Below are 13,038 nucleotides of genomic sequence, written 5' to 3'. Positions count from 1 at the left end.
CCGGCCCTGATTATGCCATGAAAGCGGATGAAACGGCATTTCACTCTGTCCGCTGCCGGTAACTCTAGGTATACTTAGCGCTCTTTATGCGCCAGGCGCGCATCTCTCCAGGTACGAAAACAGGCATCACAACAGCAATGCGACTTGATAAATTTCTCTCCCAACAACTGGAAGTTAGCCGGGCCATCGCCGCGCGGGAACTGCGGGCTAAACGCGTAACGGTAGACGGCGAAATTGTACGCGACGGCGCGTTTAAGGTATTGCCGGAACACCAGGTTGAATATGACGGCAATCTGCTCCAGCTTCAGGTCGGGCCGCGCTACTTTATGCTGAACAAGCCGCAGGGTTATGTCTGTTCCACCGACGATCCCGATCATCCAACCATTCTCTACTTTATCGAAGAGCCAACCGCCTGGAAGCTGCATGCCGCGGGGCGTCTGGATATTGATACCACCGGCCTGGTGCTGTTGACTGATGACGGCCAGTGGTCGCATCGCATCACCTCGCCGCGTCATCATTGCGAAAAAACCTATCGCGTTACGCTGGAACACCCGCTGGCGCCGGAGACGGCTCAGCAGTTTGCCGAAGGTGTGCAACTGCACGGCGAAAAAACGCTGACCAAACCGGCCACGCTGGAAGCGCTGAGCGAAACCGAAGCGCTACTGACCATCAGCGAAGGGCGCTATCACCAGGTAAAACGTATGTTCGCTGCGGTGGGCAACCATGTTGTAGCGCTGCATCGTGAACGCATTGGCGCCATTGTGCTGGATGAAGATCTGGAGCCAGGCGAATACCGTCCGTTAACCGAAGAAGAAGTCGCCAGCGTCGGCGCGCCGCGCTAACGGCAGATGATGGCTGCCGTTACAGCTTGAACGAGGGGAGTTGAGGTTGCGTAAGGAAAAGAACTCATCAACCGGTCTGGTGGTCATTCTTGGCCTGCTGGCGATGTTGATGCCGTTATCGATTGATATGTATCTGCCGGCGATGCCGCAGATTGCACGGGAATTTGGCGTAAGCGCTGGCAGCGTTCAGATGACGCTGAATGCTTATATTCTGGGGTTCGCGTTGGGCCAGTTAGTCTATGGCCCTTTGGCGGACAGCTTTGGCCGCAAGCCGGTGATTACTGTCGGCACGCTGATTTTCGCGCTGGCGGCGGCGGCCTGCGCCATGGCGCAAAGCGTTGAGCAGCTGATCAATATGCGTTTTCTGCACGGCCTGTCGGCGGCAGCGGCCAGCGTAGTGATCAATGCCTTAATGCGCGACTCTTTCTCCAAAGAGGAATTTTCGCGCATGATGTCGTTTGTGATGCTGGTGACCACTATTGCGCCGTTGCTGGCGCCGATTATCGGCGGCTGGCTGTTGGTGCTGTGGAGCTGGCACGCCATCTTCTGGAGCCTGGCGCTGGCGGCGCTGGCGGTTACACTGATGGTCGCCACGCAAATCCATGAAACGCTACCCAAAGAGCAGCGCCAGCGCTTTCATTTGCGAACCACGCTGCGTAACTTTCTGTCGCTGTTTCGCCACAAGCGTGCCTTCAGCTATATGATGGCCAGCGGCTTTTCCTTTGCCGGGCTGTTCTCTTTTCTTAACGCCGGGCCTTTTGTTTATATCGAAATCAATCACGTATCGCCGCAGAACTTTGGCTACTACTTCGGCTTAAACGTGGTGTTCCTGTTTATTATGACGCTGATTAATAGCCGGTCGGTGCGTCGTTTCGGCCCGCTGGCGATGTTCCGTTTCGGTCTGCTTATTCAGTTTGCGATGGGCATCTGGCTGCTGGTAGTAAGCGCTTTCGATCTGGGCTTTTTGCCGCTGGTATTCGGCGTGGCGCTGTTTATCGGCTGCGTAGCGATGGTTTCATCGAATGCGATGGCGGTGATTCTGGATGAGTTTCCGCATATTGCCGGTACGGCTTCATCGCTGGCGGGAACGCTGCGCTTTGGCGTGGGAGCGCTGGTCGGTGCGCTGCTCTCGATGGCTAATTTTACCAGCGCCTGGCCGATGGTTTGGTCAATTGCGCTTTGTGCAACCTGTTCGCTGCTGCTCCATTTTTATGCCAGCCGCGCCCGTAAACCTGCGCATACCAGCTAAATTAAGCTTTCCCCTGGCGGAATGGCGCATTGTTGATTATATGTGAAAGTAATCCTGCGTAAAAGTTGCAGAAATGAAGCAAAAGTGGTTGTGCCTCATTGCTGAACGCGGTACATATAACAGTAAAATGAGAGCTAACTCTCAAAATGCCGTAACAATAAAAAAGCTCAATGTGTTATCCGGCGAGTCTGTTTTTTCGATTAACCGGATACGCGGTAACGCACCGCGAGCATCAGATGCCCTGGGGATTGCCTTTGAATACGTTACCTCTGTCAATTGTACATCGCTTACCGCAAAGCTATCGCTGGGCAGCCGGTCTGACCGGCGGCGCCGTCGAGCTGAATACGCTGGCGGCTGAGGACGATCTGATTGGTCTGCGGCTGCTGAGCCATGACGGTGCGCCTGCATGGGACGTTATGCAGAAGATGCGTACGATGCTGGCGGATATTCAGGTGGAATGTACGATTGTGGAATGGCAGGGCGAACCCTGTCTGTTTGTGCAGCGCGGCGACGAAAGCGCGGCAACGGTACGCCTGAAAAATCAGGGCGTCGCCATTGCCGAAACCTTTACCGCGCAGCCGCTCTGAACGATTAGCTGGCTACGAGCCTGAGTCAGGAGCTACGAGCCTGAGGCAGGAGCCGCTACAGCTCCTGCCATTAGCAACAAGCTACAGGTCGACGCGCTTACTCTGTTGTTTGCGCCAGCAACAGCAGTTGTTGCGTATAGTCCTGCTGCGGAGCGGCAAACACCGCTTCGCAATCGCCCTGTTCCACCACCTCGCCCTGACGCAGCACCACCACCTGATGACACAGCGAACGCACCACCTGCAAATCGTGGCTGATAAAAATGTAGGCGAGCCGATGTTCCTGCTGAAGCTTTTTCAGCAGCTCCAGAATTTGTTTCTGTACCGAGCGATCAAGCGACGAAGTCGGCTCATCCAGAATCACCAGCTCCGGCTGCAAAATTAATGCCCTGGCAATGGCGATGCGTTGTCGCTGTCCGCCGGAAAACTCCGCCGGATAGCGCTGGCGCGTGTCAGGATCGAGTCCGACTTCCTCCATCACCTTAATAACCTGCGCTTCGCGCTGCTGCGCGGTCAGATTCGGGCGATGCACCTGTAAACCTTCTTCAATAATCTGCATCACGTTCAGCCGGGGATTCAGCGAAGAGTTGGGATCCTGAAATACTACCTGTATCCGGGGCCGCCAGGGCAGCATTTGCCGACGGCTGAGGTTTTGCAGTGGCTGACCGGCAAAAACAATCTCGCCTTGCGATGAAATCAGCCGCAGCAGCGCCAGTCCGGTGGTGCTTTTGCCGGAACCGGATTCGCCGACCAATCCCAGGCTCTCGCCAGGACGCAGGCTAAAGCTGAGATCTTTTAACGCATGATGTTGATGCATGGTACGCCGCAGCCAACCGCGCTTCACGGCAAACGCGACCTGTAAATGGTTTACCTGCAACAGCGCCGGCTGGCTGCCGTCAATCGGCAACGGGCGTCCGGTCGGTTCGGCATCGATCAGCTTGCGCGTGTAGGGATGCTGCGGCGCGGCAAACAGCGTAGCGCAGCGGTTATGCTCCACGCCTTTGCCGTTCTGCATCACGCTAACGCTGTCGGCCAGCTGCCGCACAATATTCAGGTTATGAGTAATAAACAGCAGCCCCATATTCAGCTCGCGCTTCAGCTCTTTCAGCAGCGTCAGGATCTGGGCCTGCACCGTAACATCTAGCGCGGTCGTCGGCTCATCGGCAATCAACAGTTCCGGCTGCGTCAGCAACGCCATGGCAATCATTACGCGCTGCCGCTCGCCGCCGGAAAGCTGGTGGGGATAATCGGCGAGACGCGCGCGCGCGTTGCGAATGCCGACCCGATCAAGGCAGCTCAGCATTTCCGCGCGCGCCGCTTCCCGGCGCATGCCGCGATGCAGCGACAGCACCTCATACAGCTGTTTTTCCAGCGTATGCAGCGGATTAAGTGACACCATCGGCTCTTGAAAAATCATCGCCATGCGGTTGCCGCGCAGACGCTGGAGCGTGCGTTCATCCGCGCGCAGCAGATCCTGTCCATCAAACAGGATTTCGCCCGACGGCCAGACCACCGGCGGCGAAGGGAGCAGACGCATCACTGACAGCGCGGTAACGCTTTTGCCAGAGCCGGATTCGCCGACCAGTGCCAGGGTTTCACCCGCTTCGACCGTTAGCGACAGATCGTCCACCACGCGACGCTCGCGATCGCCGCTGCGAAACGCAATGCTGAGATGATTAATACTGAGCAGGGGAGTGGACATATCAGGACATCTTAGCGGGATCGAACGCGTCGCGAACCGCTTCGCCAATAAAGATCAGCAGCGACAGTAAAATAGCCAGTGTGAAAAAGCCTGCCAGCCCCAGCCAGGGCGCCTGCAGATTGTTTTTGCCCTGTAACAGCAGCTCGCCCAGCGAAGGCGATCCCAGCGGCAGGCCAAAGCCAAGAAAATCGAGCGAGGTCAGGGTGGTAATCGAGCCGCAAAGAATAAAAGGCAGCCAGGTGAGCGTAGCGACCATCGCATTCGGCAGCATATGGCGCAGCATAATGCGACTGTCGCTGACGCCCAGCGCGGTGGCCGCGCGAATATAGTCAAAGTTGCGCGTGCGCAGAAACTCGGCGCGCACCACGCCGACCAGACTCATCCAGCCAAAGGCAACGGTGATCGCCAGCAGCCACCAGAAGCCGGGCTGAATGACGCTGGAGAGCAGAATAATCAGAAACAGCGTCGGCATGCCCGACCAGACCTCAATAATACGCTGGCCAAACAAATCGACTTTGCCGCCGAAGTAGCCCTGTATCGCACCGACCATAATGCCAATCACGCTGGAAATCAGCGTAAGCATCAGGCCAAACAGCAGGGAAATGCGTGTGCCGTACAGAATGCGTGCCAGCACGTCGCCACCGTTAGCGTCGGTGCCGAGCCAGTTTTGCGCCGACGGCGGAGAAGGGAAGGGAACGTCGGTGGCAAAGTTAATCGTATTATCGCCAAAGCGGATCGGCGCCCACAGCGCCCAGCCATGCTGCGCCAGCCGCTGTTTAAGCCAGGGATCCTGGTAATCAGCCGCCGTCGCCAGCTCGCCGCCAAAATCGCTTTCGCTGTAGTTAAACAACAGCGGCGCATACCAGCGATCCTGATAATGCAGCAGCAGCGGCTTATCGTTAGCCAACAGCTCTGCGCCAAGGCACAACACAAAAATCAGCGCAAACAGCCATAGCGACCAGTAGCCGCGACGGTTTTGCCGAAAGCGCTGCCAGCGCGCCTGGTTAACCAAACTTAAACGGCTCATTAGCGTCCCTCAAAATCGATGCGTGGGTCGACCAGCGTATAGGTAATATCGCTGAGAATATTCAGCAGCAGGCCAATCAGCGTAAAGATATACAGCGTACCAAACATCACCGGGTAGTCGCGCTGGATGGTGGCGTCATAACCCAGCAGACCGAGACCGTTCAGCGAAAACATCACCTCAATCAGCAGCGAGCCGGTAAAAAACATGCTGATAAAGGTGGCGGGAAAGCCAGCGATCACCAGCAGCATCGCGTTGCGAAATACGTGTCGATAGAGAATTTTATTCTCATCCAGCCCTTTGGCGCGCGCGGTAACCACATACTGCTTACGAATCTCATCCAGAAAGGAGTTTTTTGTCAGCATGGTTAAGGTAGCGAAACCGCCAATTACCGTCGCCAGCACCGGCAAAGTGATGTGCCAGAAGTAATCGGTGATTTTTCCGTACCAGGGCAGCGTGTCGAACTGCGGCGACGTCAAACCGCGCAGCGGAAACCAGTCCAGATAGCTGCCGCCGGCAAACAGCACAATCAGCATGATGCCGAATAAGAAGGCGGGGATCGCATAGCCGATAATGATTAAAGTGCTGCTCCAGATATCGAAGGCGCTGCCGTTGCGCACCGCCTTTTTAATGCCCAGCGGAATGGAAACCAGATAGATAATCAGCGTACTCCACAGGCCAAGCGATACCGATACCGGCAGGCTCTCTTTAATCATCTGAATGACCGAGGCGCTGCGAAACAGGCTGTCACCGAAATCGAAACGCACATAGTCCCACAGCAGTTTGAAATAGCGCTCGTGCAGTGGCTTATCAAAGCCGTAGCGTTTGGTAATTTCCGCCACGATTTCAGGATCGAGCCCGCGCGAACCGCGATACTGATTATCGCCCGGCGAGGCGTTAAGCGCTGCACGACTGTTTTCAGCGCTGCCGCTGCCGGGCAGACCGCTGTTATGACCAAACTGTACGTTGGCCAGCGCCTGCTCGACCGGGCCACCTGGTGCTATCTGCACAATAAAAAAATTCAGCGTAATGATTGCCCACAGCGTCGGGATAATCAGCAGCAGACGTCGAATTAAATAAGCGCCCACACTTTCTCCTTAACGCCGCTGAGCCGGTAATTTTTCGGCTTTGTTAACATCGTACCACCAGTTTTCCAGGCCCACCGAAAAGGCGGGCAGTACCGCCGGATGCGAAAATTTATTCCACCAGGCGTAGCGGTCTTCGGCGCTATACCAGCCTGGAATCATGTAGTAGTTCCACAACAGCACGCGATCCAGTGCGCGACCTAACGGCAGCAGCGCCGCTTTATCGCCCTGGTGCGCAATAATGCGATCGATTAATACATCCAGCACCGGACTTTTTACCCGCGCCTGATTCCAGCTCGAATCGATAAACTGCGACTGCCAGATCTGGCTGAGTCCGGTATTCGGCCAGGGCTGAGCGTAGTAATTCGTTGGCGTCATATCATAATCACCGCTGCGCAGGCGTCGCAAATATTGCGAGCTGTCTACCTGACGAATATCAATGGTGATACCCAGACGTTTCAGGTTGTGCTGAAACGGCAGCACCCAGGCGATATTGCTGCCGCTGCGCACCAGCAGTTCAAAGCGGAAAGGCTGGCCAGTGGCGTTAACTAACTGCTGATTTTTTAGCTGCCAGCCCGCCTGTTTTAGCAGCGCCAGCGCCTTTAACAGGCTGGTGCGATCGTAGCCGCTGCCGTCGCTTACCGGCGGCTGATAGCGTTGAGTAAATACCTCATCGGGGATTTTGCCCTTAAAGGGCGCAAGGATAGCCAGCTCTTCTGCGTCAGGATAGCCGTGGGCGGCATATTCGGTATTCTGGAAGTAACTGCTGCTGCGTTGGTACGCGTTATAAAACAGCGCCTTATTCATCCACTCAAAATCAAACGCCAGCGTCAATGCCTGGCGAACGCGCCGATCGCTGAACAGCGGCTTTTCATTATTAAAGGCGATCCAGCTGGTATCGGTGGTAACCCGGTTCGGGCGCGCTTCTTTAACAATTTGCTGCTGTTTAAAACTGTTGCCGCGATACTGCGTTGCCCAGTTTTTGGCAGAGCCTTCGGCACGGAAATCGTATGCGCCCGCTTTAAATGCTTCAAAGGCGACATTATCATCCAGATAATAGTCGTAACGGATGGTGTCGAAATTGAAGCGTCCTTTGTTTACCGGCAGATCGGCGGCCCAGTAATCTTTCACGCGCGTATAGGTAATGTATTGGCCGACTTTATAAGAGGTGATGCGATAGGGCCCGCTGGAGAGCGGAGGGTAGCCCAGCGGCTCATTAAACTTATGCTGACGCCAGAACTTTTCCGACAAAACCGGCAGGCTAAACAGGCCCAGCATCATGCTTCTGTCCGCTTTCGGCAGCTCAATGCGTACCGTTAGCCGCGAGATAGCTTTCACCGTCACGCCTTTATAAACCACCCGAAAGGCGGGCACGCCTTCGGTCATAAATTTTTCAAAGGTAAAGGCGACATCCTGCGCCGTAATCGGCGTACCGTCCTGGAAACGCGCCTGAGGATTCAACGCCACTTCCGCCCATTTAAAATCGGCAGGATAGCGCGCATATTCCGCGATCAGCGGATAATAGCTGCCGATCTCATCATCGGAGGTAGTGAAAAGCCGGTCGTACAGCGTATCCGTGCCCATCCCCGGATAGCCGCGTGATGCGTAGCGGTTAAAGTTATCGTACGTTCCCGATGCCGCCAGCGTGATCTTTCCGCCCTTAGGCGCGGCCGGGTTAGCGTAATCGTAATGCGTGAAATTCACGTCATATTTGGGCTTGCCCAGCTCTGCAAAGGCATAGCCTTCTTTTATTATTTCAGCGCTGGCGCCGGAGGCCGAGCCGATAAACAGAGCCATTAACAGCAGACGAAGTAACATCAAACAATAAACTCCTGGACAAATAAACGGCGATGCTGGATGCCGACGGCTAATCATAACGCTCAGATCGGGCGTCAGGGCTGGCTGGCCTGCTGCTGTTGCAGGAAGCTGATAAGCTGCGTCGGCGGCAAAGGCCGGCTAAACAAATAGCCCTGCATATAGGTTACGCCGCGCTTAATAAGCCATGCGGCCTGTTCTTCTGTTTCCACCCCTTCGGCCACGGTATTGAGGTTTAATTTGCGCGCCAGATTCAGCACCGCATCCAGCACCGGCGAAGTTACGGTCTCCATACCAATACTCTGTACAAAGCCGCGATCGATTTTCAGATAGTCGAAGCAGAACTTTTCCAGATAGATCAAGGCGCTGTGGCCCGTACCGAAATCATCAATGGCGATTGCAATATGCCGATCGTGCAGCCAGTCAAAAACGGCGGCAGCACTCTGACCGGAAACCATCGTGCGTTCGGTAATTTCAAATGCATAGTTAAAATGCTCAGGCGGCATCGCCGCTATCCATTCCTCAACATCCTGACGGAAACTCTCAGCTGCGAGATGGCCGGGCGCAATATTTAATCCCATAACGGCGCCGCGCGGTAAATGCTGGCACAGCAGCTGCGCATCCTGTGCCACCAGTTTGAACAAGTGGCGCGTGAGCGGCACGATCATATCCTGGCTTTCGGCATAGCTAATAAAAGCATCGGGCGGAATAGGACCAGTAACGGGATGCGTCCAGCGCAGCAGCGCCTCCAGCCCGTAAACGCGCCCGGAAGTCGCCTCGATTAACGGCTGATAAACAACGTGAAACTCATTGTGTTTAATACCCGCCAGGATCTCTTTGCCGGGACGCAGACGCAGTGAGAATAACAGCCAGCAGAAGGATGCAACCACAACGGCCAGCAGCAGTCCGGTTAGCAGAACAATAGAAATATCGCGCGCCGACAGTGCCTTGCCGTACATGTAAAAGGTTAACGAATATTCCGGCAGGGTAAACTGGCGCAGCGGCGCATTGTGCAGCGCCGTTCGGGATATTAGCTGATTGTTCCATGTCAGTAGTACGTTATCGCCTACCGCAATCGCGATCTCATCAACACTCTCCTGATCCGCCGCTAACAGCAGCAGCGGCGTCATATTAATATCCAGCGTGGTTAAGATACCTTCATTCGGGCGCTGCGGATGCTGCAGCCACAACAGCATGGCAGGCTGATGAGGAAGCATGGGCGTACCGGCAACCAGCGTAACATTACGACGGAGCGTCAGCGTCAGGGCAGGGGCAATATTGCGTACCGGCAGCCAAAAGGGGCCGATGGCGGAAGAACACCAGGCGTTGCCGTCGCGCACCAGTAAAATGGCGCGTACGCCGTTGGTAAATGCGGCGCGTGAAGTAAGTTCATTGCCAACGTTCTGGCAGTCGCTGCGGGTATAGCTCAGCAGCGGCAGCAGGCTTTTTTCCAGGTTATTAAATATTCCCTGCATATAAGCCTTACTGGCGTTAGCCAGCCGATCATGCTGCTGCGCCCGCTTATGATGAATAACAAACAGGGTAATGGTGCTAAAAAGAAGAAAGAAAGCGACACCTGCGGCGCTACTGATCCAGGCTAACCTGCGCGGGTGATCCGCATGGCGCTTTATAACTTGGGATAATGGCATTGGGCAATAATCTCCCGCTTTAGCCGGTTTTTCTTACGAGATTTAGTACAGCCAGTATCTGGTGATAAGTGAAGGAGAATATAACGAGAGAGGCATTATGTCTCGTTATTCTGAATTAGAGACTTTTTACCGAACGTTTTTTGCAATACGGGGGAGAAGGGATGAAAAAAGACGCTGCCGGGGCAGCGTCTTTTAATTGCTCATTAATACAGGTTCAGGGATAAAATATTAACTTTGCGTTCGGCTCAGTACGCGTCGTGCTTCGCGATAACGGTTTTTCCAGTATGAATCGTTCAGGCTGGAAATCATTACGCCGCTGCTGGTAGAAGCATGGACAAAATTGTCATTGCCCAGATAAATACCCACGTGACGGCCAGTAGAGCCAGAGCGGAACAGAACGAGATCGCCTGGACGCAGCTTAGTGCGCGAAACCTGGCTTCCGGTATCCTGTTGTTCCCACGTAGAACGCGGCAAATCCAGTCCAAATTGTTCACGGAATGTGAGCTGAACAAAGGCGGAACAATCGACGCCGCGTTTAGTTGTGCCGCCTAAACGATAGCGCACACCTTTCCAGTCGGCATATTGCTCCAGAATGCGCGATTTAATATCGACATTCTGAACCATTTTTTCAAATTCATCCTGAGACGCTTGAAGTAAAAAACCATTCTGGTTATTAACTGCATGGGTCTCAGTTTGCGCATTTTGTCCATGATGACCACTACATGCTGAGAGTAATGTCGCCAGCGCGACAGCAGGGATTGCCCGCAAGATATATCTCAGGAACGGTTGAGATTTGACCATTATGTTTATTATCCCTTGAAGTCCTTACGACCTGAGGTCGCTGATTAATGAGCAAAACGGCACGAGATTAAATACTCCAAAGGCATAAGACAATTTCTGAATCTTTAAAATGTGTAAACCCGCACATTTTTCTTTTACAGAACCGTACATTTACGCGCTGTTTATGCCTGGCAGTGGCTGAGGTTAACCGATTGCAAGCCGCATGGCGAGTGGTTTTACGCACTTTTTTATAGGTTTTATTGATGTGAAATCAATACGTAACCATTTGGTTACTTTATCGACAATTATGGGCGGATAATGGCGGGATTAAAGGGGCTTTGGCTGGCTAATTTAAGGCATTGGGGATTTTTTCAGAAAAAACGGGTTGGACAAGCGACGGGCTCAGATAATATTTCGCCAGCTGTTCATCACTTTTTCTTTTAATGGCGCTGTTAGCAGACTAATTATCAACTGATAAAAAAAGCCCCGCCGGAAATAAACCGACGGGGCTTTTTCAGCCAGCATTATCCGGTTTATATTTGCCGGGCAAGGTGCGGTAAAGCCAGTTAACGACCCGATCGCTGGCCGGTGACATCAGCCACCAGCTCAGACCAACCAGCACCACCGAGAGCGAACCGACAGCGACATCGGTAAACCAGTGCGCGCCTGCCATAATACGCGGCAGAGAAAACAGCACCACAATCGCCAGCGCGATAGCGAAAGCCCGTTTGCCGAAGTAGCGCAGCATAAAGCAGGCATAAATCATCAGCATCATGCCGTGATCGCCAGGAAAGCTATCTTTTGAGGCATCTTTCGCTGGTATGCCGGTTAACTCGCTGACGCGGTAAACATGCTCAAAAAACAGCGTAGGGCTGGAATGCTGAACCGGAAGCAGATGCCCAAGCTGGTTCAACACCACGGCGCTCAGCAGCATACAAATACCGATCGCCAGCATCCGGCGGCGGCCTTCAGGCGTTTCGCGCAGCCAGAATGACCCGTAAAGCAATCCCATTGCCAACAGAGATACCGCATCGAAACCGCGATAATTAGTAATAGCCAGCAGCAAAGCAAAAGCATGGCTGGTAGCCATATGCTGGTTAAACCAGTAAAAAACAGATTTATCGATGCCGAACCAGGCGCCGTGATTAGCCGGTAGATACCAGGACAAAAACAGCGTCACCCCGATAAGGTTGAGCAATAAAATTATTGCTAAACGTTTTGCGTTCATATGGGCTCATAACAAAGAACAAAAATAACGGCAAAGATTAGGCTTAATCGCTTAAACGAAGTTTCAACAACTCACTTTGTAGCTGATTCCAGTCCGCGTCGCTACTGTGAATAATTTCAATGCGGCTGTCCGGCGGCGGCGCCTGGCGCGTTTCGATATGAAAATCGGCACCCTGACGATTAATACTAACTGCGCCTTCCGCTATACGCATCACGCCTTTGACGCGTTCAACCGGCGCCAGTCGCGCCCACTCCAGCACGCCGATGGTATCGAAAACCGTATCGCCGTCAAAAGCCCAGCCGCAGGCGAAATAACCCTGTCCCTGATTAAAGGCGCGGCGCCAGCGCGCATTGCGATCGAGCCGCAGCGCAGACAGACCGGAGCTACGGTGAGCGTGCTGATGAGCTTCGCCTGAGGGCAAAGCGCGCATATTGCGGCGCGGTTGCGTCAGCAGCGCTGGATCGATGCGGCCATATTCGGTGCAAATCAGCTGACGATCGCCCAGCTCCTCAGCTTGCCACAGCGCTAAAGCCTGACGATCTTGCTCTGCCCAGCGATCCTGCTTATTGGCGACGATAATATCTGCCGCCGCCAGCTGATCGCGGAAATTCTCATTTTCGCGTACACGCGCTTCGTTCAGCTGACGCGGATCGAGCAGCGTCAGCGAAGCCTGAATAGTCAGCCAGGGTTGGTAAACCTCGGCGCTCAGCATATCCAGGATCTGTTTGGGATGGCCCAGCCCGGTCGGTTCGATCAGCAGGCGATCCAGCTGGTGCTGACGCAGCAGCATATTCAGTCCCACCTGCATTGGCAGGCCATTTACGCAACACATGCAGCCGCCTGGGATCTCTTTCAGCACCGCGCCGCTTTCGGCCAGCAGCGCACCATCAATACCAATCTCGCCAAACTCATTGACCAGGATTGCCCAGTTTTCGCCTTCCGGTTTTTGCGCCAGCAGATGCAGAAGCGTGGTGGTTTTACCGCTGCCGAGAAAGCCGGTAATTAAGTTGACCTTGATCATCTTTATCTCCTTTTGTCTGCTAATTCACTTTTAGCGCTTATGTAAATGGGCAAGGTGTC

The 13,038-nt window shown here is 54.1% G+C and carries 11 protein-coding genes; 3 read left to right on the top strand and 8 right to left on the bottom strand.

What is annotated here, in order from left to right:
* The first annotated feature begins 137 nt into the window (after positions 1-137).
* From rsuA to P3C52_RS03390, 3 genes are all read left to right on the top strand, one after another.
* Entirely contained in the window at positions 138-842 is a 705-nt protein-coding gene (gene rsuA / locus P3C52_RS03400) for a 16S rRNA pseudouridine(516) synthase RsuA (protein ID WP_275553806.1), read from the top strand.
* A gap of 46 nt (positions 843-888) precedes the next feature.
* Positions 889-2,091 carry a Bcr/CflA family multidrug efflux MFS transporter gene (locus P3C52_RS03395; protein ID WP_275553805.1) on the top strand — a complete coding sequence of 401 codons (1,203 nt, stop codon included), beginning with the start codon at positions 889-891 and terminating at the stop codon, positions 2,089-2,091.
* Between the two features lie 254 nt (positions 2,092-2,345).
* Entirely contained in the window at positions 2,346-2,678 is a 333-nt protein-coding gene (locus P3C52_RS03390) for a YejG family protein (protein WP_275553804.1), read from the top strand.
* A 97-nt stretch (positions 2,679-2,775) separates the two neighbouring features.
* On the opposite strand, the gene yejF is transcribed toward P3C52_RS03390, so the two are convergent.
* The 8 genes from yejF to P3C52_RS03350 form a co-directional block, all read right to left on the bottom strand.
* Entirely contained in the window at positions 2,776-4,377 is a 1,602-nt protein-coding gene (gene yejF, locus P3C52_RS03385; protein ID WP_275553803.1) for a microcin C ABC transporter ATP-binding protein YejF, read from the bottom strand.
* A gap of 1 nt (position 4,378) precedes the next feature.
* Positions 4,379-5,404 (bottom strand): microcin C ABC transporter permease, encoded by a 1,026-nt coding sequence (locus P3C52_RS03380; protein WP_275553802.1) that lies wholly within the window; start codon positions 5,402-5,404, stop codon positions 4,379-4,381.
* On the bottom strand, positions 5,404-6,489 hold the full coding sequence (locus tag P3C52_RS03375) for a microcin C ABC transporter permease YejB (protein WP_275553801.1): 1,086 nt from the start codon (positions 6,487-6,489) through the stop codon (positions 5,404-5,406). Before P3C52_RS03375 ends, P3C52_RS03380 begins: the two co-directional genes overlap by 1 nt.
* Before the next feature lie 9 nt (positions 6,490-6,498).
* On the bottom strand, positions 6,499-8,304 hold the full coding sequence (locus P3C52_RS03370; protein WP_275553946.1) for an extracellular solute-binding protein: 1,806 nt from the start codon (positions 8,302-8,304) through the stop codon (positions 6,499-6,501).
* A gap of 74 nt (positions 8,305-8,378) precedes the next feature.
* Complete coding sequence (locus P3C52_RS03365; protein ID WP_275553800.1) at positions 8,379-9,950, bottom strand: cyclic di-GMP phosphodiesterase; 1,572 nt, start codon at positions 9,948-9,950, stop codon at positions 8,379-8,381.
* A gap of 228 nt (positions 9,951-10,178) precedes the next feature.
* Positions 10,179-10,751, bottom strand: coding sequence for a bifunctional murein DD-endopeptidase/murein LD-carboxypeptidase (mepS, locus tag P3C52_RS03360; RefSeq protein ID WP_275553799.1), 573 nt, complete (start codon positions 10,749-10,751; stop codon positions 10,179-10,181).
* A gap of 493 nt (positions 10,752-11,244) precedes the next feature.
* Positions 11,245-11,958 (bottom strand): phosphatase PAP2 family protein, encoded by a 714-nt coding sequence (locus P3C52_RS03355; protein ID WP_275553798.1) that lies wholly within the window; start codon positions 11,956-11,958, stop codon positions 11,245-11,247.
* A 43-nt stretch (positions 11,959-12,001) separates the two neighbouring features.
* Positions 12,002-12,979, bottom strand: coding sequence for a GTP-binding protein (locus P3C52_RS03350; RefSeq protein WP_275553797.1), 978 nt, complete (start codon positions 12,977-12,979; stop codon positions 12,002-12,004).
* Between the last annotated feature and the right edge of the window lie 59 nt (positions 12,980-13,038).

It is taken from the genome of Mixta sp. Marseille-Q2659 (assembly GCF_940807255.1).
In the GTDB taxonomy this organism is placed as follows: domain Bacteria; phylum Pseudomonadota; class Gammaproteobacteria; order Enterobacterales; family Enterobacteriaceae; genus Mixta.
This window is presented reverse-complemented; position numbering and strand designations above follow the sequence as displayed.

Coding starts and splice junctions, on each gene's coding strand:
- rsuA (WP_275553806.1), top strand. CDS start 138: ATGCGACTTGATAAATTTCTCTCCCAACAACTGGAAGTTAGCCGGGCC.
- yejF (WP_275553803.1), bottom strand. CDS start 4,377: ATGTCCACTCCCCTGCTCAGTATTAATCATCTCAGCATTGCGTTTCGC.
- P3C52_RS03380 (WP_275553802.1), bottom strand. CDS start 5,404: ATGAGCCGTTTAAGTTTGGTTAACCAGGCGCGCTGGCAGCGCTTTCGG.
- P3C52_RS03370 (WP_275553946.1), bottom strand. CDS start 8,304: ATGTTACTTCGTCTGCTGTTAATGGCTCTGTTTATCGGCTCGGCCTCC.
- P3C52_RS03365 (WP_275553800.1), bottom strand. CDS start 9,950: ATGCCATTATCCCAAGTTATAAAGCGCCATGCGGATCACCCGCGCAGG.
- mepS (WP_275553799.1), bottom strand. CDS start 10,751: ATGGTCAAATCTCAACCGTTCCTGAGATATATCTTGCGGGCAATCCCT.
- P3C52_RS03355 (WP_275553798.1), bottom strand. CDS start 11,958: ATGAACGCAAAACGTTTAGCAATAATTTTATTGCTCAACCTTATCGGG.
- P3C52_RS03350 (WP_275553797.1), bottom strand. CDS start 12,979: ATGATCAAGGTCAACTTAATTACCGGCTTTCTCGGCAGCGGTAAAACC.